This is a genomic window from Bacillus nitratireducens (genome assembly GCF_001884135.1).
Classification (GTDB): domain Bacteria; phylum Bacillota; class Bacilli; order Bacillales; family Bacillaceae_G; genus Bacillus_A; species Bacillus_A nitratireducens.
This window is the reverse complement of sequence record NZ_MAOC01000051.1, coordinates 1-20910: the sequence shown is the minus strand read 5'-3', so window position 1 is coordinate 20910 and position 20910 is coordinate 1. Positions and strand designations below refer to the sequence as shown.

At 36.5% G+C, this 20910-nt stretch carries 24 protein-coding genes; 23 read left to right on the top strand and 1 reads right to left on the bottom strand.

The window, feature by feature from the left end:
• Positions 1-124 precede the first annotated feature (124 nt).
• From BAU23_RS15940 to BAU23_RS15900, 9 genes are read left to right on the top strand one after another with little or no spacing between them, the layout of a single operon-like run.
• On the top strand, positions 125-406 hold the full coding sequence (locus BAU23_RS15940) for a YqhV family protein (protein ID WP_000816054.1): 282 nt from the start codon (positions 125-127) through the stop codon (positions 404-406).
• 27 nt (positions 407-433) lie between these two features.
• Positions 434-1360, top strand: coding sequence for a stage III sporulation protein AA (gene spoIIIAA, locus BAU23_RS15935; protein ID WP_000665882.1), 927 nt, complete (start codon positions 434-436; stop codon positions 1358-1360).
• Positions 1354-1869, top strand: coding sequence for a stage III sporulation protein SpoIIIAB (gene spoIIIAB / locus BAU23_RS15930; protein WP_000238700.1), 516 nt, complete (start codon positions 1354-1356; stop codon positions 1867-1869). Before spoIIIAA ends, spoIIIAB begins: the two co-directional genes overlap by 7 nt.
• A 14-nt stretch (positions 1870-1883) precedes the next feature.
• Positions 1884-2087 carry a stage III sporulation protein AC gene (gene spoIIIAC, locus BAU23_RS15925; RefSeq protein WP_000020914.1) on the top strand — a complete coding sequence of 68 codons (204 nt, stop codon included), beginning with the start codon at positions 1884-1886 and terminating at the stop codon, positions 2085-2087.
• Positions 2088-2110: 23 nt separating this feature from the next.
• Positions 2111-2494 (top strand): stage III sporulation protein AD, encoded by a 384-nt coding sequence (spoIIIAD, locus tag BAU23_RS15920; RefSeq protein ID WP_079999168.1) that lies wholly within the window; start codon positions 2111-2113, stop codon positions 2492-2494.
• A 10-nt stretch (positions 2495-2504) separates the two neighbouring features.
• A complete protein-coding gene (gene spoIIIAE, locus BAU23_RS15915) occupies positions 2505-3677 on the top strand; it encodes a stage III sporulation protein AE (protein ID WP_000944631.1) in 1173 nt (390 codons plus the stop codon).
• Positions 3678-3689: 12 nt separating this feature from the next.
• Positions 3690-4322, top strand: a complete 633-nt coding sequence (gene spoIIIAF / locus BAU23_RS15910; protein WP_001161029.1) for a stage III sporulation protein AF — start codon at positions 3690-3692, stop codon at positions 4320-4322.
• Positions 4312-4974 (top strand): stage III sporulation protein AG, encoded by a 663-nt coding sequence (gene spoIIIAG, locus BAU23_RS15905; RefSeq protein ID WP_000368892.1) that lies wholly within the window; start codon positions 4312-4314, stop codon positions 4972-4974. Before spoIIIAF ends, spoIIIAG begins: the two co-directional genes overlap by 11 nt.
• 15 nt (positions 4975-4989) lie before the next feature.
• Complete coding sequence (locus BAU23_RS15900) at positions 4990-5646, top strand: SpoIIIAH-like family protein (protein ID WP_000914726.1); 657 nt, start codon at positions 4990-4992, stop codon at positions 5644-5646.
• A 57-nt stretch (positions 5647-5703) separates the two neighbouring features.
• Here the strand turns inward: BAU23_RS15900 and BAU23_RS15895 are convergent, their stop codons facing one another.
• Complete coding sequence (locus BAU23_RS15895; RefSeq protein ID WP_002094415.1) at positions 5704-5901, bottom strand: hypothetical protein; 198 nt, start codon at positions 5899-5901, stop codon at positions 5704-5706.
• A 458-nt stretch (positions 5902-6359) separates the two neighbouring features.
• On the opposite strand from BAU23_RS15895, the gene accB reads away from it, so the two are divergent.
• The 14 genes from accB (at position 6360) to spo0A (ending at position 20890) form a co-directional block, all read left to right on the top strand.
• The gene (gene accB / locus BAU23_RS15890; protein ID WP_000472879.1) at positions 6360-6848 is read left to right on the top strand and encodes an acetyl-CoA carboxylase biotin carboxyl carrier protein; all 489 of its coding nucleotides are present in this window, start codon (positions 6360-6362) and stop codon (positions 6846-6848) included.
• Between the two features lie 16 nt (positions 6849-6864).
• Positions 6865-8217, top strand: coding sequence for an acetyl-CoA carboxylase biotin carboxylase subunit (accC, locus tag BAU23_RS15885; RefSeq protein WP_016130246.1), 1353 nt, complete (start codon positions 6865-6867; stop codon positions 8215-8217).
• A gap of 22 nt (positions 8218-8239) precedes the next feature.
• A complete protein-coding gene (locus BAU23_RS15880) occupies positions 8240-8632 on the top strand; it encodes an Asp23/Gls24 family envelope stress response protein (RefSeq protein ID WP_000807630.1) in 393 nt (130 codons plus the stop codon).
• 348 nt (positions 8633-8980) lie between these two features.
• The gene (gene nusB / locus BAU23_RS15875; RefSeq protein WP_000830246.1) at positions 8981-9373 is read left to right on the top strand and encodes a N utilization substance protein NusB; all 393 of its coding nucleotides are present in this window, start codon (positions 8981-8983) and stop codon (positions 9371-9373) included.
• Positions 9374-9396: 23 nt separating this feature from the next.
• Positions 9397-10257, top strand: coding sequence for a bifunctional methylenetetrahydrofolate dehydrogenase/methenyltetrahydrofolate cyclohydrolase FolD (gene folD, locus BAU23_RS15870; RefSeq protein ID WP_000226724.1), 861 nt, complete (start codon positions 9397-9399; stop codon positions 10255-10257).
• Positions 10258-10283: 26 nt separating this feature from the next.
• On the top strand, positions 10284-11642 hold the full coding sequence (xseA, locus tag BAU23_RS15865; RefSeq protein ID WP_000415273.1) for an exodeoxyribonuclease VII large subunit: 1359 nt from the start codon (positions 10284-10286) through the stop codon (positions 11640-11642).
• Positions 11632-11862, top strand: coding sequence for an exodeoxyribonuclease VII small subunit (gene xseB, locus BAU23_RS15860; RefSeq protein ID WP_000428422.1), 231 nt, complete (start codon positions 11632-11634; stop codon positions 11860-11862). Before xseA ends, xseB begins: the two co-directional genes overlap by 11 nt.
• On the top strand, positions 11862-12755 hold the full coding sequence (gene ispA, locus BAU23_RS15855) for a (2E,6E)-farnesyl diphosphate synthase (RefSeq protein WP_000149072.1): 894 nt from the start codon (positions 11862-11864) through the stop codon (positions 12753-12755). Before xseB ends, ispA begins: the two co-directional genes overlap by 1 nt.
• Positions 12756-13063: 308 nt before the next feature.
• Complete coding sequence (dxs, locus tag BAU23_RS15850; protein WP_000366440.1) at positions 13064-14956, top strand: 1-deoxy-D-xylulose-5-phosphate synthase; 1893 nt, start codon at positions 13064-13066, stop codon at positions 14954-14956.
• A 3-nt stretch (positions 14957-14959) separates the two neighbouring features.
• The gene (locus BAU23_RS15845; protein ID WP_000111880.1) at positions 14960-15799 is read left to right on the top strand and encodes a TlyA family RNA methyltransferase; all 840 of its coding nucleotides are present in this window, start codon (positions 14960-14962) and stop codon (positions 15797-15799) included.
• 142 nt (positions 15800-15941) lie between these two features.
• A complete protein-coding gene (gene argR / locus BAU23_RS15840) occupies positions 15942-16391 on the top strand; it encodes an arginine repressor ArgR (protein ID WP_001032584.1) in 450 nt (149 codons plus the stop codon).
• 266 nt (positions 16392-16657) lie between these two features.
• Positions 16658-18397 (top strand): DNA repair protein RecN, encoded by a 1740-nt coding sequence (gene recN / locus BAU23_RS15835; RefSeq protein ID WP_000947733.1) that lies wholly within the window; start codon positions 16658-16660, stop codon positions 18395-18397.
• Between the two features lie 118 nt (positions 18398-18515).
• The gene (spoIVB, locus tag BAU23_RS15830; protein ID WP_002077217.1) at positions 18516-19808 is read left to right on the top strand and encodes a SpoIVB peptidase; all 1293 of its coding nucleotides are present in this window, start codon (positions 18516-18518) and stop codon (positions 19806-19808) included.
• A 287-nt stretch (positions 19809-20095) separates the two neighbouring features.
• Positions 20096-20890 (top strand): sporulation transcription factor Spo0A, encoded by a 795-nt coding sequence (gene spo0A, locus BAU23_RS15820; protein WP_000411416.1) that lies wholly within the window; start codon positions 20096-20098, stop codon positions 20888-20890.
• Positions 20891-20910: the final 20 nt, after the last annotated feature.

The window sequence follows — 20910 nt, the reverse complement described above, 5'->3', positions numbered from 1 at the left end:
AAAAAGGTCGGAATAGGAAAATTATGTTTTTACTTCTGAAATAGACAACCTCTGCATATGGTTGTACAAATATATTCTTTTTTAGAATAAGGAACTAGTAACCGTTATGGGAGAAGGTGAGAGAATGAAACAGTGGCTAGCGGCAATGGAAACATCCGTACTTGTGATGGGGTTACTTCGGTTGTTTTCAGGTAGCGCGGAAATATTCGCCGCTTTGCTTATGCTTTATGTGAATGATGCGAAGAAAGCATTGTTTATAAATGGTATGTTGGCGTTTGTTGGACCGACCGTATTAATTTTAACAATGACAATTGGCATAGCGAGTGTAGCAAGTGAAATTTCTTTCTTGAAACTCTTTTTTCTAGCGCTTGGAATTGGCTGCATTTTTATCGCGTTGTTGAAATAGTAAGTCGAGTATAGTGGGGAGAAGCTTATGAAAGAAGTATTAGAGGTATTACCGAAAACGATGAAACAGTTAGTTGAAGGTTGTAAGCAATACGATGCTCTAGAAGAAATTCGCGTTCGAATTGGAAGGCCGCTAGAGTGTATCGCGCATGGAGAAGTGTTTTTTTATGACTATATCGCTACAGCGGAAGATGCACTCTACTTATTGAATAAATTAAGTCAATTTTCGATTTATACGATGGAAGAGGAATTGAAACGTGGATATGTGACACTACGAGGAGGACATAGAATTGGTCTAGCCGGAAAAGTCATTACAGAAAAAAGTGCGGTGAAAATGATTAGGGATGTCTCTTCTTTTAATATTCGTATTGCCCGTCAAAAAATAGGGATTGCTGAGCCGCTTCTGCCATATCTTTATGAATCACGATGGTTAAACACGATGGTAATTGGCCCACCGCAAACGGGGAAAACAACACTTTTAAGAGATGTAGCACGCTGTATGAGTCAAGGTGTGAGTGCTTCGAAAATTCCTTCATGTAAAGTGGGAATTGTTGATGAACGATCAGAAATTGCGGGCTGTGTGAAAGGGATCCCGCAATATGATTTTGGCACGCGAGTAGATGTATTAGATGCTTGTCCAAAAGCTGAAGGAATGATGATGATGATTCGTTCTATGAGTCCAGACATATTAATCGTAGATGAAATTGGACGTAAAGAAGATAGTGAAGCGATTATGGAGGCGGTGCATGCTGGCGTTCAGCTTTTTATAAGTGCACACGGATTTTCTTATGATGATGTTGTGAAACGTCCATCGTTACGGGCGGTGCTGGAACTTGGTGTATTTGATAGGTTTGTGGAATTGTCAAAAGCGAGAGGACCAGGAACGGTTATGCAAGTGAAAGACAGAGATGGAAAACCAGTATTAGCTCATAGAAAGGCTCAAGGCGTATGGTGAAAATATTTGGTGCGGTATTAATAGTTGCAGTTAGCACTTTTTTCGGATTTTCGTACGCTAAGCGGTATAGTGAGAGACCGCGGCAACTTAGGTTATTGAAGGCGGCATTACAATCATTAGAAGCTGAAATTATGTATGGGCACACACCTTTATCTGAAGCTGCAGAGAGATTAGTTAAGCAAATGCCCAAGCCATTAAATTGGATATTTCAAAGCTTTTCGAGACGTCTAGAAAGCGGGGAACAAACAGTTAGAGAAGCTTGGATTGATAGCTTGAAGGAGAACTGGTCATTAACAGCGTTTAAACAAACTGAGTATGAGATTTTGCAACAATTTGGTGAAACACTCGGACAACATGATCGTGAATCACAACAAAAACATATTCGCTTATGTATTACTCATTTGGAAAGAGAGGAAGGGGAAGCAAAAGCATTACAACTACAATACGAAAAAATGATAAAGAGTTTAGGGGTACTAGCAGGGCTACTTATCGTAATTTTACTGCTATAGGGGGGAGAAAGGCGATGTCTATTGATGTTGGATTAATATTTCAAATCGCCGGAATCGGCATTGTTTTAGCTTTCATTCATACCGTACTAAAAGAATTAAAGCGTGAGGATATTGCAAATTGGGTTATCCTTGTCGGTTTCGTCGTCATTTTATTTCATGTTGCATTTTTAATTAATACTCTGTTCGACAAGATTAAAAGTGTCTTTCTCTTCCAATAAAGGAGGCGGTTCGAATCGAAATTATACAAATTGTCGGATTAGGCCTCGTTGCTACATTTTTAGCTGCTGTTTTGAACCAGCATAAATCTAGTATTACATCGTTATTTATTGTGTTCATTGGTAGCATGATGTTTCTTCTGTTAATTGATCAAATCCACTCTATTCTACAAATGATTGAGAGAGTGGCGAGTGAAGCGAAAGTAAGTAACGTATATGTAGAAACGTTATTGAAAATTATTGGGATTGCTTATATCGCTGAGTTTGGAGCGCAAATAACAAAAGATGCTGGTCAAAGCGCGATCGCTTCGAAAATTGAATTAGCTGGAAAAATCTTAATTCTCGTTATGGCGATTCCTATTTTGACGGTTGTAATTGAAACCATTCTCGGATTTTTACCTACGGGATAAGGGGGAGTGAATGTTGAGAAAGTTCGGAGCTAAGCTGCTATTTGCTTGCTTCCTTTTCTTTTCTTTACCGATTGTTGTACAAGCTTCTCCTATAGAAACAAACGTCATGGATCAACAATTGGATAAGCTCGGAATTGAAGATGTGAAGCAATTTTGGGACGGGCTTGTTACAAAATATGGAGGTTATTTACCAGAGAGTCAAAAAGGAAGCTTTATGGAGTTTGTAAAGGGAGAGAAAGAATTCTCCATTAAAGAGTGGATGCTAGGGTTATTAAAATATTTATTTCACGAGCTCGTTGCAAATGGTAAATTACTTGGAACGCTCATTATGCTCACAATTTTTAGTGCATTGTTACAATCACTGCAATCTGCTTTTTCGAAGAGTAGCGTAAGTAAAATTGCTGATGCAGTCGTATACATGGTACTTATTATTTTCGCCTTAAATAGTTTTTATGTTGTTATGACATATGCAAGAGAGACGATACAAACAATGGTAGATTTCATACTAGCATTATTACCAATTTTACTTGCACTCATAGCGACTGGTGGCGGTGTCGTGTCTGTAGCATTTTTCCATCCAATCATCATTTTCTTAATGAATACGAGTGGGCTTCTTATGAATTATATCGTTCTACCACTTTTATTACTTGCAACTATATTAAGTATTGTAAGTACGATGAGTGATCAATATAAAGTTACGAAATTGTCCAAGCTTTTGCAAAACGTTAGCGTTGGGATTATGGGTATCTTTTTGACGGTTTTTTTAGGGGTATTATCTGTACAGGGAACCGCTTCAGCCGTTGCTGATGGCATAGCTGTGAAAACTGCTAAATTTGTAACAGGAAACTTCATTCCTGTAGTAGGAAGGATGTTTACTGAGGCAGCGGACACCGTTATTAGTGCATCTGGATTATTAAAAAACACAGTCGGGATTATCGGGCTCGTCATTCTGTGCCTAATTGTCGCTTTTCCAGCGATTCAAATATTTTGTATCGCATTTATTTATAAATTCGCAGCAGCAGTATTGCAACCAGTTGGCGGAGGAGCAATTATTCAATGTTTAGATATTATCGGACGAAGTATCATTTACGTATTTGCTTGTTTAGCTATCGTGTCGTTTATGTTCTTTTTAAGTATCACGATTATTATTGCTGCGGGGAACATTACGCTCATGATGCGATAGGAGGTGAAGAGTATGCAATTTGTTACAGAGTGGATTAGAAATATTATCGTTTTTTTACTCTTAGCGACAATGCTTCATCTTATTCTTCCGAATTCAAATTTACAAAAGTACGTTAAATTCGTTGTAAGTCTATTGTTAGTTGTATTAATTTTAACGCCTCTATTTAAGTTGTTACAAACAGATGTAAATGAAGTTATCGCAAATTTCAATGAAGAAAAGTACGTAGCAGATGGATCAGTAAAAAATTCGATAGATTCGAAGAAAAAAGAAATACAAGCTCTAACACGTGCATATAGTTTAGAAGAGATGGCTACCAAAATGAAAAAAGACGTAGGAAAAGATTTTGAGAAAAAGTATGGTATGACAGTCTCTGAAATACAAATAGTCGCAGTGAAACATGCAGAAGAAGTAAAGTCAGCGAAAGATATTCAATCTGTTGTTGTGACGTTGAAAGAAAAAGAGCGTAGTAAAAATGATGCAATCGAAACAGTAAAGTCAATTGAAATTAATACGAAAGAACCACCAAAAAAATTAGAAGAAACGAATGTAGAAATGGAAAATTTCTTTTCAAGCAGGTGGCAACTAGAGGATAAACAAATCCAAGTTCAGATGGAAGGGAGGACAGGTAGCGTAAATGGACAATAAAGATAAAAATTCGAGGTTCTCATTTTTTCGAAACTTATTGAATGGGGATGAAAAAGAAAGTAATGAGAAGGGGAAAAAAGTAACACCTAAGTTTTTGCTTGTCCTACTCATACTTGGGATTGCGCTTATGTTTTCTAGTAATTTCTTTGCACCTAAAAAAGAAGAAGTGCCTGTGTTTAAAGAAAAGACAAGTCAAAACCAAGATAAAGATGTACCAACTTTCGGACAAAAAAACAATGATAATATGTCAAATGTAGAAAAATATGAAAAAGCGTATGAACAGGAATTGAAAGCTTCTTTAGAAGAGATAGCTGGAGTAAAAGACGTAACTATTAAAGTGAACTTAGATTCATCTGAAGAAAAAATACTCGAGAAAAATACAGTGAAACGCTCGCAAACAACAGGTGAAACTGATAAAGCAGGCGGTAAAAGGGAAGTAGAGGACGAGTCTCTTGATGAAAAGACCGTCATTATACGTGAAGGTGATAAAGAAACTCCAATTGTTTTGCGAACAGAGAAACCGAAAGTACGAGGTGTTCTTGTCGTAGCAAAGGGAGTGGATAATATACAAATAAAAGCAATGGTAAAAGAAGCTGTGACGCGATTGTTAGATGTACCATCTCATCGCGTTTCAGTATCACCGAAAAATTGATAGGGAGGAAATAAAGTGTTAAAAAAACAAACGGTTTGGCTATTAACGATGTTAAGTTTAGTGGTTGTACTATCTGTTTATTACGTAACAACTCCTGAAAAAATGAATACAGCAGCACCGGCAACGGGTGAAAAGATGGGGCAAGAAAAGCAAGGTGCTGATAAAGCAGTTACAAAAGAAACAACGAAAGAAACTACAAATAAAGAGGCAACAAAAGAAAGTACAAGCAAGGAAACTACAAATAAAGAAACAGACAAAAAAGAGAATGACAAAAAGGAAACAAGTAAAAAAGAGGCTAGCGTAACAGTTCAATCAAGCGATGAGAATTTCACGGCGCTACGTATGCAAATGGAAGATCAGCGTAGTGTAGAGAAAGAAAAGCTACAAAATGTAATGAAATCATCAAAATCTTCAGCAGAAGAAAAGAGTAAAGCGAAAGATAATCTTGATGCAATCACTACAATGGAAACGAAGCAACAATTACTTGAGACAGTGATTAAATCTCAAGGCGGATATAAAGATGCTCTTGTAAGAGCTGATGGAACAGACATTAAAGTAACGGTTAAATCAGCAAAACATTCACAAAAAGAAGCGAATAAAATTATTCAGCTTGTAAGAAGTGAAGGTGGTCCAAAAGATGTAGGTGTGAAATTTGATCCATCAGTAAAATAAATTGAAATTATAATAGGTGTTGCTGCTTCAAATGAGATAAAAGAATAATAGAAAAAGCTATCGATTTCGATAGCTTTTTTCTATTTCATCTTTGTTGTTGTATTTAGTCTTTTCAATTGGAAACGGGGAAATACGCTGTGAGTAAAAGATTAATGGTTCATGATAATGGTGATTACTTTTTCCAGATTTGACGTGGATGAAGAGGACCAATGCCCAAATCACTACGGCAGGCAAGAATAGAATGAGCCATATCATATGTCCACACCTCACTACAATAAATTTTATACACTTTGAACATACTATTCTTATATGAAGGAAGAATGAACGGCACGTAAACAAAAAAATAATATTTGGTAAAAATATGTTTTTTATCTTAGAAAAAAGAAGAGTAGTTAGGGAATTACGTGTTTACAATGTGAAGTTAAAAATGTTTTTTGGGGAAGTGGTCTTGCCAATTTCGTGTGAAACTTGGTATTATTACTAGGTAATAATTTTTTAGTGGAATAATATTTTTACAGGAGTTTCGATTTATTACAAAGAAATATAAATTGGAATGTTTAAAAAATTTATCGTAAGATGGGAATAGTAAATATTTCTATTAGTAAATGAAATAAATTTTCTAATAGAATACATCGTATTTTTACAGTCAATCTAGTTTTAGTGATGAGAATCTGTAAAAACGGGACAAACAAGAGTATGGGAGTGGATTTTACATGTTTAAAATTCAAGAAGTTCGTGAATTAATTAAATTAATTGATAGCTCTAATATTGATGAATTTGAATACAAAAAAGACGGTACAACAATTAAAATGAAAAAACGTGGTAATGAAGTAGTTACTGTGCAAGCACCTGTAACGAAACAAGTCATGCAACCAGTAGCACCTGTTGAAGTAGAAACAACAGTAGCGGCGGCACAAGTAGAAGTGCCAAAACAAGAAGAGAAGACAGCTGTTCAAAATGAAAACCTGCATAAAATCACATCACCGATGGTAGGAACATTTTATTCCTCTTCTTCGCCAGATACACCTCAATATGTAAGTGTTGGGGACAAAGTATCGAAAGATTCTATCGTATGTATTGTTGAAGCTATGAAATTATTTAACGAAATTGACGCAGATGTAGAGGGCGAAATTGTTGAAATTCTTGTTAATAACGGACAGCTTGTTGAGTATGGACAACCGCTATTTCTTGTAAAAGCGTAATAAGGGAGTCTTTGTGATGATAAAAAAAGTATTAATAGCCAATCGTGGGGAAATTGCTGTACGAATTATTCGTGCTTGTAAAGAAATGGATATTGAAACAGTTGCAATTTATTCAGAAGCAGACAAAGAGTCACTTCATGTACAAATTGCAGATGAAGCGTATTGTGTTGGACCAACGATTTCGAAAGAAAGCTATTTAAATTTGACGAACATTATTAGTGTTGCGAAATTAACAGGTTGTGATGCAATTCATCCAGGATATGGATTTTTAGCAGAGAATGCGGATTTTGCAGAATTATGCCGTGAGTGTAACTTGATTTTTATCGGTCCAAGCCCAGAAGCTATTTCAAAGATGGGCACAAAAGACGTTGCACGTGATACAATGAAAGAAGCAGGGGTTCCGATTGTACCAGGTTCACAAGGGATTATTAAAAATACCGAAGAAGCGATCGAGCTTGCTAATCAAATTGGATATCCAGTTATTATTAAAGCGACTGCAGGTGGCGGCGGAAAAGGTATTCGTGTTGCGCGCCATGAAGAAGAGCTTGTAAAAGGAATTCGAATTACACAGCAAGAAGCTAGTACCGCTTTTGGGAACCCTGGTGTATACTTAGAAAAGTACGTTGAAGATTTCCGCCATGTTGAGATTCAAATAATGGCAGATACACATGGAAATGCCATTCATTTAGGAGAGCGTGATTGTACAATTCAGCGCCGTTTGCAAAAACTATTAGAAGAAAGTCCATCACCTGCACTTGATGAAAATGTTCGCAAGCAGATGGGTGACGCAGCAGTTAAAGCAGCGGTAGCGGTTGATTATACAGGTGCTGGTACGGTTGAGTTTATTTATGAATATAAAACGAAAACCTTTTATTTCATGGAGATGAATACGAGAATTCAAGTTGAGCATCCAGTTACAGAAATGGTAACAGGGATGGATTTAATTAAAGAACAAATTCGTGTTGCTTCTGGAGAAAAGTTATCGTTACAGCAAGAAGAAGTACAATTTAATGGTTGGGCAATTGAATGTCGAATTAATGCGGAAAACCCTGCCAAAAAATTTATGCCATCTCCAGGTAAAGTAGAAATGTACTTGCCACCAGGCGGATTTGGTATTCGCGTCGATTCAGCTGTATATCCGGGATATTCAATTCCACCTTTCTATGATTCGATGGTTGCTAAATTAATTGTTCACGGAAAAACACGTGAAGAGGCAATTGCAAAAATGAAGCGAGCACTCAGTGAGTTTGTCATTGAAGGCGTACATACAACAATCCCGTTCCATTTGCAATTGTTAGATCATCCTGATTTTGTAAAAGGTGAGTTTAACACGAAATTTTTGGAAGAGCATGAACTTGTGACGCAGTGATACATTAAAGGAGGTTTTTTTCATGGCTGAACATATGTTAGATATGGGTCAAGATACAACTCTTGGAAAAGTAGAAATTGCACCAGAAGTAATCGAAGTAATTGCAGGTATTGCAGCTGCTGAAGTAGAAGGTGTAGCGGCAATGCGTGGTAATTTTGCTACAGATGTTGTTGAGAAGTTAGGTAAGAAAAATCACGGTAAAGGTGTAAAGGTTGAGCTAGCAAACGAAGATATTATTGTTGACCTTTATGTTGTTATGTATTTTGGTGTAGCAATTCCAGTTGTTGCACAAAAAATTCAAGACAATATACGCCAGGCACTCTTTACAATGACAGGACTTGAGCCAAAAGAAGTGAATGTTCACATCGTTGGCGTAACATTCGAAACACAAAAAACAGAAATCGAACCAGTGTAAGAGTGAAAAAGGTGCCTAGTAACATAGGCACCTTTTTTATCGTTTCATTTCTTCACAAATTAAAAACCTCTAAATTATTATACTATTTCAAAAAATAAGAAATATAAAAGGGAATGTTTCATTTTTCCAAAAAACGTACATTGTGATAAGATATGGAACTTGAAGTTAATCTTTTTATTATTTTTCAGCCTTGTACCCCGTGTGTGAAACGATAAATTGTGTTATTATCATTGTATTATAAGGTTGGAAAATCAATGAAAACTACAAGAGTAAGTGAATTGACGGCTTATAAATTATAATAATATAACAAAGCATAAGGAAAGACTTGAAGTATAAAGGAGAGTTACAATGAAACGTAGGACGGCTAGAGAAAGAGCTATGCAAGCATTATACCAAATGGATATTACAGGTGAATTAGAACCAAAAGTAGCGGTGGAAAATACGCTAGATGAAGGTGAAGAAACAAATGAGTTTCTAGAATCACTTGTTGTAGGATTTGTAGACAACAAAGAAGAGATTGACGCAGCAATTCGTCAAAATTTAAAGAAGTGGAAGCTTGAGCGTATTAGTATTGTTGATCGCAGTATTTTACGTGTAGCTGTGTATGAAATGAAATACATGGAAGAAATTCCACACAATGTAACAATTAACGAAGCGATTGAAATTGCAAAAACATTTGGGGATGAAGAATCTCGTCGTTTTATTAACGGCGTTTTATCTAATATAAAAGATACACTGTAATTTCTTTAAGGGGGAATCTTAAAATGGTAGCAGTAATCATCAAAGGAAATGAAGTTGCGGAGAAAAAACGAGCACAATTAAAAGAAGAAGTTGTGAAGTTAAAAGAGCAAGGGATTGTACCAGGATTAGCAGTTATTTTAGTTGGAGAAGACCCAGCATCGCGTTCTTATGTAAAAGGAAAAGAAAAAGGCTGTGAGCAAGTAGGAATTTATTCAGAGCTAATTGAACTTCCTGAAACGATTACTGAGGAGCGTTTGCTTGCTGAAATCGATCGCTTAAATGGAGACGACCGTATTAATGGCATATTAGTACAATTACCTTTACCAAAACATATTGAAGAAAAAGCTATCATTGAAAGAATTTCACCTGAAAAGGATGTAGATGGATTTCACCCAATCAGCGTAGGACGTATGATGACGGGACAAGATACATTCCTTCCATGTACACCGCACGGTATTGTGGAATTAGTAAAAGAAACAAATCTTGATGTTTCTGGAAAACATGTTGTTGTAATCGGAAGAAGTAATATTGTTGGTAAACCGGTGGGACAACTGTTTTTAAATGAAAATGCAACTGTCACATATTGTCATTCAAAGACGCAAAATATTAAAGAATTATCGAAGTTAGCTGATATTTTAATCGTAGCTGTTGGAAGAGCGAAAATGGTAACAGCTGATTATATTAAAGAAGGTGCAGTTGTAATTGATGTTGGTGTTAACCGTTTAGAGACAGGAAAACTTTGTGGTGATGTTGATTTTGACAACGTATTAGATGTTGCGGGATACATTACGCCTGTACCAAAAGGAGTCGGCCCAATGACTATTACAATGCTTCTTCACAACACTGTTGAGTCTGCAAAGCGTGCAGGTGTTGTTTGTCAATAAGTTGAATCGGCTATGAGGAGAGAGCAATGGAGAAACAATATTTAACCGTTACAGCATTAACACGCTATATTAAAACAAAAATAGAGTATGATCCGCATTTGCAGTCTGTTTGGTTAAAAGGAGAAATTTCCAACTTTAAATATCATAGCCGTGGTCATATGTATTTTACATTGAAAGATGAAAATGCAAGAATTGCAGCGGTTATGTTTGCGGGTCATAATCGTAATATTAAATTCAAACCGGAAAATGGAATGAAAGTACTTGTAAAAGGAAAGATTTCTGTTTACGAGGCGAGTGGGTCTTATCAAATTTATATTCAAGACATGCAGCCTGACGGGATTGGAAACTTGCATTTAGCTTATGAGCAGTTAAAAGTTCGTTTAGAGGAAGAGGGCTTGTTTTCTCAAGTTTATAAAAAAACAATTCCTCCGTACGCTAAAACAATTGGTGTAATCACGTCACCAACAGGAGCAGCAATTCGTGATATTATTACAACAATTAAACGTCGTTACCCAATTGGGAATGTTATTGTGTTTCCGGTACTTGTACAAGGGGAGTCAGCAGCTCCCTCGATTGTACAAGCGATTCGTACAGCGAATGAAATGGAAGAGATAGATGTACTAATTGTTGGTCGCGGAGGAGGCTCTATTGAAGAATTATGGGCCTTTAATGAGGAAGTAGTTGCAAGAGCAATTTTTACAAGTGAGATTCCAATTATTTCGGCTGTAGGTCATGAAACAGATTTTACAATCGCAGATTTTGTTGCGGATTTACGTGCACCAACACCGACTGCAGCAGCTGAGCTGGCGGTACCTAATGTTCTAGAGTTACAAGAAAAGGTATTACAAAGAACTCTGAGATTGCAAAGAGCAATGAGAGAGAGAGTACATAAAAAAGAAGAAAAACTGCAAGTGTTACAAAAATCTTATGCGTTCCGTTATCCAAGGCAAGTGTATGAACAAAAAGAAGAGCAGCTAGACAGGGCTCTTGAACAACTTGTTTTAGCGAAAGAGCGTTATATAGATAAAAAAGTAAATCAATTAAAGCAACTTTCATTTTATTTAGAAAAGCACCACCCATCTCAAAAAATCATGCAAACAAAGGTAGCGATTGAAACGTTGCAAAAGCAATTGCAACGTGAAATGCAAACCTTACTTCAGATGAAGGAGTTTGCATTTGTGAGAGCTGCTCAAAAGCTTGAAGCACTAAGTCCACTCAAAGTAATGATGAGAGGGTATGGGCTTGTATATGATGAAGAGAAGCAAGTATTAAAAAGTGTGAAAGATGTTAGCCTTGGAGATGCTGTTTCAGTTCAATTACAAGATGGAATACTAGATTGTAGCGTATCAAGCATAGAGGAGCGTGAATTGAATAGTGGAAAATAAGTTAAGTTTTGAAGAAGCAATTTCGCAACTTGAGCATCTCGTTTCTAAGCTTGAACAAGGTGATGTACCTTTAGAAGAAGCGATTTCTTACTTTAAAGAAGGTATGGAATTATCTAAGCTTTGTGATGAGAAATTGAAAGATGTACAAGAACAAATGGCAGTTATCCTTGGGGAAGATGGAGAGCTTAAACCGTTTACTGCTTTAGGAGATGAAGCATAGTGACACATTTAGCTTTTGATGCTTTTTTGAAAGAGAGTAAAACTTTCGTAGAAGAAAAGCTTGTAAGCTATGCAAATGAATTACAATGTCCAAATGTGCTGCGTGAAGCGATGGCATATTCTTTGGAAGCGGGTGGGAAACGTCTCCGCCCGTTACTTTTATTTGCAACGTTACAAGCATTTGGGAAAGAAAAAAATCTTGGAGTGGGTGCAGCTTGTGCCCTTGAAATGATTCATACATATTCGTTAATTCATGATGATTTACCTTGTATGGATGATGATGATCTAAGACGAGGAAAGCCTACAAATCATAAAGTATTTGGTGAAGCAATGGCAGTTTTAGCAGGTGATGGTTTATTGACATATGCTTTTCAAGTTATTATGACATATGAGCAAAAAGAAATCTCTGCTGAAAAGAAAGTAAGACTTGTACTTGAGCTTGCGAAAGCAGCAGGACCTGAAGGAATGGTTGCTGGACAAGTGGCAGATATGGAAGCTGAAGGAAAACGACTTACAATTAATGAATTAGAGTACATCCATAAGCATAAAACAGGTAAACTGCTTGAGTTTGCTGTACTTGCAGGAGCGATACTTTCTGATGCTACAGAAGAGCAAGAAGAGAAGTTACTTGCATTTGCGAAATATATCGGTCTAGCTTTCCAAATTAGAGATGATATTTTGGATGTAGAAGGAACAGAAGAAGAGATTGGAAAACCGATTGGTAGTGATGCTTCCAACGAAAAGAGCACATATACGACGTTATTTACTGTAGATAGAGCAAAATCTATTTTAGAGGAGACAATTGCAAAAGCAAAAGATTCTATTAGCTCCTTGCAATTACAAGATGAATATTTACTATCTATTTGTGATTTAATCGCAAAACGTAATAACTAATATAACAGCGTTTTCATTTGTTGAGTCATTCATCATTTTATGATATAAATGTAGGAAAAGGTTTTTCTTTTCTTGTTATTGGCAAAAATATATGTAGATTACATTGCCGTTATCACTTCGTGTTAGCGGCTATTTTTTTCATCGCATAAAGAAATATGATGTATAATATGATAAGTGAAAAAAATGGAAGTGTTTTCTGAAAGCAGGACAAGATAAAAAGAATAGAAAGAGAATTTCTTGTGTTGTGTAAATGTTTCTTATAATATTTGACATGTTGACAGATTATGAAATGAAAGTGAGTGATCCATGTGGATCTAACGCAAATTCAAAACCCTAGTTTTTTGAAAGATATGTCTATTAGTGAACTAGAGGGATTGAGTGAGGATATTCGTAAGTTTTTAATTGAAGAGCTCTCTCAAACAGGTGGACATATTGCACCTAATTTAGGTGTAGTAGAACTCACAATTGCTCTGCATAAATTATTTGATAGTCCGAAAGATAAGTTTTTATGGGATGTAGGACATCAATCCTATGTACATAAAATTTTAACAGGGCGTGCGAAAGAATTCGGCACATTAAGGCAATACCAGGGTCTATGTGGTTTCCCAAAACGCTGTGAGAGTGAGCATGATGTATGGGAAACTGGTCATAGCTCGACGTCATTATCTGCTGCAATGGGAATGGCTCTAGCGCGGGATTTAAAGAAAACGGAAGAATACGTTATACCAATTATTGGCGATGGTGCATTAACAGGCGGAATGGCTTTAGAGGCATTAAACCATATTGGTCATGAAAAAACGGACATGATTGTTATTTTGAATGACAATGAAATGTCAATTGCACCAAACGTCGGTGCGCTTCATAATGTACTTGGTCGTTTACGTACCGCAGGGAAGTACCATTGGGTAAAAGATGAATTAGAGTATATATTGAAGAAAATCCCAGCAGTTGGCGGGAAAGTTGCTGCGACAGCAGAAAAAATAAAGGATAGTCTAAAATATTTACTAGTATCAGGCGTCTTTTTTGAAGAATTAGGCTTTACATATTTAGGTCCGGTCGATGGGCATGATTATGAAAAGTTATTCGAAACGTTGCAATATGCAAAGAAAACAAAAGGCCCAGTACTTGTTCATGTAATTACGAAAAAAGGAAAAGGTTATAAACCAGCTGAGAGTGACGTTATTGGAACTTGGCATGGGACAGGACCGTATAAGATCGAGTCAGGTGACTTCGTTAAACCGAAGGAAGTTGCACCAGCATGGAGTGCTGTTGTTAGTGATACTGTACTTAAGCTAGCAAGAACGGATGAACGTATCGTTGCGATTACGCCTGCAATGCCTGTTGGATCGAAACTTGAGAAATTCCAAAAAGAATTTCCAGATCGCATGATTGATGTAGGTATTGCGGAACAGCATGCTACAACAATGGCGGCTGGTATGGCAACACAAGGGATGAAGCCATTCTTAGCAATTTATTCAACATTTTTACAAAGAGCATATGACCAAGTTGTTCATGATATTTGTCGTCAAAATTTAAATGTTTTCATTGGAATAGATCGCTCTGGATTAGTAGGAGCAGACGGTGAAACGCATCAAGGGGTATTTGACATCGCGTTTTTACGTCACTTGCCGAATATGGTGCTTATGATGCCGAAAGATGAAAATGAAGGTCAACATTTAGTCTATACGGCGATGCAATATGAAGATGGACCGATTGCTTTGCGTTATGCGCGCGGTAATGGACTTGGTGTTCATATGGATGAAGAATTAAAGGCGATTCCAATTGGTTCATGGGAAACGTTAAAAGAAGGTAAACAAGCGGCTATTTTAACGTTTGGTACGACAATACCAATGGCAATGGAAGCAGCTGAGCGTCTTGAAAAGGCTGGAGTTTCAGTCAAAGTAGTGAATGCTCGCTTTATTAAACCAATGGATGAAGCATATTTACATGAGCTTTTAGGAAAAAATATACCGATTTTAACGATTGAAGAAGCTTGTTTAATCGGAGGTTTTGGAACAGGAGTAGTTGAATTTGCATCTGAAAATGGATACCATAGTGCATTAATTGAAAGAATGGGTATTCCAGACCGTTTCATAGAGCACGGTAGTGTAACAAAATTATTAGAAGAAATTGGTTTAACGACAGATGCTGTTGTAGACCGTATTCATACAATGATTCCATCAAAACAAAAAAGGGCGTAACAAATGAGCGTAAAAAAAGAAAGAGTAGATGTACTATTAGTAGAGCGAGGACTTATAGAAACGCGCGAGAAGGCTAAACGTGCTGTTATGGCAGGGCTCGTATATGCGAATGAAATGAGGCTCGATAAGCCAGGAGAGAAAATCTCACAAGATACAGAGATTACGGTGAAAGGGCAAGTTATGCCATATGTAAGCCGTGGTGGTTATAAACTTGAAAAGGCATTAGAGACATTTCAACTTGATTTACAAGATAAAGTTATGATAGATATTGGTTCATCAACTGGTGGCTTTACAGATTGTGCGCTTCAAAATGGAGCGAAGTTATCTTATGCATTAGATGTAGGATATAATCAACTTGCGTGGAAATTGCGTCAAGATGAGCGTGTTGTTGTGATGGAACGAACGAACTTCCGTTACGTGACACCGGCAGACTTAGAGCGTGGTTTACCTCAGTTTGCAAGTATCGATGTTTCATTTATATCATTAAGGCTAATATTGCCGGTTTTAAAAACAATGCTTATGTCAAATGGTGACGTAGCTGCATTAATTAAACCACAGTTTGAGGCTGGACGAGAACAAGTTGGGAAAAAAGGCATTGTTCGTGATAGAAAAGTACATGAAGCTGTCGTGGAAATGATTGTCGATTTTGCTCTGAAGGAAGGCTATGATGTCGAAGGTTTAACATTCTCACCAATTACGGGCGGGGATGGTAATATTGAATTTTTAATCCATCTAAAATGGCATGGAGAGCGTGAGAATGGCGAAAATCATTCGCCGGTTTCAATTGAGCAAGTTGTTACAGAAGCGCATGAAGTTCTAAAACAAAAAGGGAAAGGGGAATAACATATGTTGTTCCTCTTTTTGTTGTAATTGTATAATGATTGTAAAAACAATTGTGTACAAGAAACGAATTATACGTTAACATAAATAAGTGAAGTATACCAATGTTTAAACTATGGTAAGAGATAGTGTGAGGTGCAAATGTATGAATAAAGGTCAGCGCCATATTAAAATCAGGGAAATTATTGCAAACAAAGAAATTGAAACACAAGATGAACTAGTTGATATTTTACGTAATGTGGGGTTTAATGTAACGCAAGCAACAGTATCGCGCGATATTAAAGAACTGCACTTAGTTAAGGTGCCATTACATGATGGACGCTATAAATATAGCTTACCAGCAGATCAACGATTTAACCCGTTGCAAAAATTAAAACGAAATCTAGTGGATTCATTTGTAAAATTAGACACTGCAGGACATATGCTTGTGCTAAAAACATTGCCTGGTAACGCTCATTCACTTGGGGCACTTATTGATCATTTAGAGTGGGATGAGATTATCGGAACCATTTGTGGTGATGATACTTGCTTAATTATTTGCCGTACACCTGAAGATACAGGTGTTGTCTCTGATCGTTTCTTAAATATGCTGTAACAAAAAAATCTTGTTTACTTTCCTCTGTAAAGTGGAAAGTAAACAAGATATTTTTATTGGTTAAAAATATAAATTATTAAATGCAATATAATATTTTCTTTAAATAAAGTTAGAAAATAGGTGGATTGACCCGTAAAACGAATGTTTGGTACAATGGAGCGGGTTAGATGAGTAATTTATACATATTATAGTATAACTATTTGAATGAAGAGTACTTAAAAAAAGCCCTTAGTAGGGGATTAGTTTATAACGAGGTGAATGGGGCATTGTTATCGGAATTATCGATCAGAAACTTTGCTATTATTGAGGCATTAAATATTTCTTTTCAAAAAGGTTTAACCGTTTTAAGTGGTGAAACAGGAGCCGGAAAATCGATTATTATTGATGCGATTAGTTTGCTTGTTGGCGGCCGTGGTTCAGCGGAGTTTGTTCGATATGGAACAGAAAAGGCTGAAATAGAGGGTTTATTTTATGTAGAAGATGATAAGCATCCATGTATCGCAAAGGCAGAAGAATTAGATATAGAAATAGAAGATGGCATGATTATTTTGAAACGTGATATCGCTGCGAACGGAAAAAGTGTATGCCGTGTAAATGGGAAGCTTGTTACACTTAGTATATTAAAAGAGATTGGAAAAACGCTTGTTGATATACATGGACAGCATGAAACGCAAGATTTAATGAATGAAGAGCGTCATATGTTTATGCTAGATCATTTTGATGGAGATCGTATTGTTAAACAATTAGACATATATCAGAACGTATACGGAGACTATGAAAGATTAAAAAAACAGCTGAAATCTTTAAGTGAAAATGAACAACAAATGGCTCATCGTCTAGATTTAATTCAATTCCAACATGAAGAAATTCGTAAGGCAGATTTAAAAATGGATGAAGAATATGAATTGACTGAGGAACGCTTGAAAATATCCAATTTTGAAAAGATTTATAAAGCGTTAGGGGATGCGTATCGTTCGTTGAGTGGGGACAGCCAAGGGCTAGATCATGTAAGGAATGCAATGAGCCAAATGGAGAGTATTACGCATTTAGATGAGGCGTATCAAGAAAACCATGATTCAATTGCAAATAGCTATTACTTATTAGAAGAAGTTGCATATCAGCTTAGAGAAAAGTTAGATATGATGGAATATGATCCGAAACGTTTAGATGAAATTGAAACACGGTTGAATGAAATCCGTATGTTAAAGAGAAAGTATGGAAATACTGTAGAAGAGATTTTAGCGTATGCTGATAAAATTGAACAAGAAATTTTTACAATTGAAAATAAAGACGTACATATTGAAACGACGAGAAAGCAGCTAAAGGAATTAGAAGGTGTTATCTTAAAAGAAGCAACGTTGTTAAGTGATATGCGTCATGAACTGGCAGACCATCTTACAAACGCTATTCATCAAGAATTAAAAGAATTATATATGGAAAAAACGAAATTTGAAGTGAGAATAATGAAGAGGGAAGGAAATGCAGAAGAACCTCTTGTAGAAGGAACACCGGTGAAACTTACGGCGGATGGCTACGATCACGTGGAGTTTTATATTTCAACGAACCCTGGTGAACCGTTAAAACCGCTTTCAAAGGTTGCTTCTGGCGGAGAGTTATCTCGTATTATTTTGGCTTTAAAAAGTATTTTTTCTAAGCATCAAGGTGTTGCTTCAGTTATTTTTGATGAAGTGGATACAGGTGTGAGTGGCCGGGTTGCACAGGCTATTGCGGAAAAAATCTATCGTGTATCGGTAAACTCGCAAGTACTTTGTATTACGCACTTACCTCAGGTAGCTTCAATGGCGGACTCGCATTTATTTATTAGAAAACAAGTGGCGAATGATCGGACGATTACATCTGTTACGGTGCTAAGTACGGATGAAAAAGTAACAGAAATTGCTCGGATGATTTCTGGTGTAGAAATTACAGATTTAACGACAGAACATGCGAAAGAGTTACTTACGCAAGCACATCATTTCAAACAGACAGCAGAGGCTATCCAGTAATGGATAGCTTTTTTTCTCAAATGATGATTTCTTAATTCTTCCGGTTATAAATAAAGCACTGCAAGGAGAGATTAAAAAGTGAAGCCAAGAGGCTGAATGTGGGGTAGGAGCGAGGAGAGTGAACAAATTGAAATTAGAAAGATTTCGAAAAATAATAGGTCTTTGTCTCCTTGTTTCTTTAGTTTTTATTGGATGTTTTAAACCGCTTCGAACGTTTATTTCATCCCCGAAGCAACTTGTTGTTTTTGAAGGACAACAATCAGAAATAGCATCATTACCAGTTTTTAAGGCTTCATCTACAAATCGTAATGTATTTACAGTAAGTTCAAATGAACAAGACCTTATGGTGAATTCTCATCAAAATGGTGAAGCTGATATGGTGTTTCAACTCGCTGGTTTTCCAGTGAAAAAAGTAAATGTAAAAGTATTAAAAGATTTTAAAGTTATCCCTGGTGGACAATCGATTGGTGTGAAATTGAACACAAAAGGTGTACTTGTTGTAGGCCATCATTTAATTCAAACTGAAAAGGGTAAAGTATCTCCTGGTGAAACAGCTGGTGTACAGATTGGAGATATGATTACTGCAATTAATGGGAAAACAATTGAAAGAATGAGTGATGTAGCGCCATTTATTCATAATAGTGGAGAAACAGGTGAACCGCTTAATCTTGTTTTGCTAAGAGATGGAAAATACATTCGCACTAAGTTAACACCACAAAAAGACAACGGGGAATCGTCTTATCGTATTGGTTTATATATTCGTGACTCGGCAGCTGGAATTGGAACAATGACATTTGTTCATCCGGATTCCATGAAATACGGGGCACTTGGTCATGTCATTTCTGATAATGATACAAAAAAGCCAATTCAAGTAGAAGATGGACAAATTATGCGCTCGACCGTAACCTCTATTGAAAGAGGAAGTCACGGGAATCCAGGAGAAAAATTAGCAAGATTTTCACCGGATCGTGAAGTGATTGGTAATATTACAATAAATAGCCCGTATGGCATTTTTGGAAAATTAAATACAAATATGACAAACGGCATAATGGATAAAGCAATGCCTATCGCATTATCCCATCAAGTAAAAGAAGGGCCAGCGAAAATATTAACAGTTATTGATCAAGATAAAGTTGAAGCGTTTGATATTGAAGTTGTTAGTACGGTACCACAAAAGTTCCCAGCTACAAAAGGTATGGTTATAAAAGTGACAGACAAACGTTTACTAGCAAAAACGGGTGGCATTGTACAAGGGATGAGTGGAAGTCCGATTGTACAAAATGGAAAAGTAATTGGTGCAGTTACACATGTATTTGTAAATGATCCAACGTCAGGATACGGTGTTCATATTGAATGGATGTTACATGAGGCTGGAATTAATATTTATGATCAAGAGAAAAAAGCGAGCTAATGCATATTAGCTCGCTTTTCTATTGAAAAATTCGTTGAAATTTTGTAAAAGCTCCGCAAGAGCTGTTTTTTGTTGTAAAATATAAGAAAAGGGTTGAACGTTTCGTTGTAATTCTATGATGGAATGTGTTGCGAAAGAAAGTAAATGGGCGATAAATATATTTTTTTGTGTTTTTATCGGAAAGTAAGAAACTTTAAAAGGGAATTTTCACACAATTGTCGAACAATTCATGTAGCCTAGAAGCTTACACATGTCGGAAGAATCGATTCGGTAAGGGAGGAAAAACTGTGGAGAAAATTAAAGTATGTCTTGTGGATGATAATAAAGAATTGGTATCAATGCTAGAGAGCTATGTTGCTGCTCAGGATGATATGGAAGTGATCGGAACTGCTTACAATGGTCAAGAATGTTTAAACTTATTGACAGACAAGCAGCCTGATGTACTCGTTTTAGACATTATTATGCCACATTTAGATGGTCTAGCTGTGCTAGAGAAAATGCGACATATTGAAAGGTTAAGACAACCTAGCGTTATTATGTTGACAGCATTTGGACAAGAAGATGTGACGAAAAAAGCGGTTGATTTAGGTGCATCATATTTCATATTAAAACCATTTGATATGGAGAATTTAACAAGTCATATTCGTCAAGTGAGTGGTAAGGCAAATGCTACCATTAAACGTCCATTACCATCTTTCCGATCAGCGACAACGATCGATGGAAAACCGAAAAACTTAGATGCGAGTATTACAAGTATCATTCATGAAATTGGTGTACCCGCTCATATTAAAGGGTACATGTACTTACGAGAAGCAATCTCTATGGTGTACAATGATATCGAATTACTAGGATCTATTACGAAAGTATTATATCCAGATATCGCAAAGAAATATAATACAACAGCAAGTCGTGTCGAGCGCGCAATCCGTCACGCAATTGAAGTGGCTTGGAGCCGTGGGAATATTGATTCTATTTCGTCCTTATTTGGTTATACAGTATCCATGTCAAAAGCAAAACCTACGAATTCCGAGTTCATCGCAATGGTTGCGGATAAGCTAAGACTTGAACATAAGGCTTCGTAAATATTGTCGTATTAATTTCA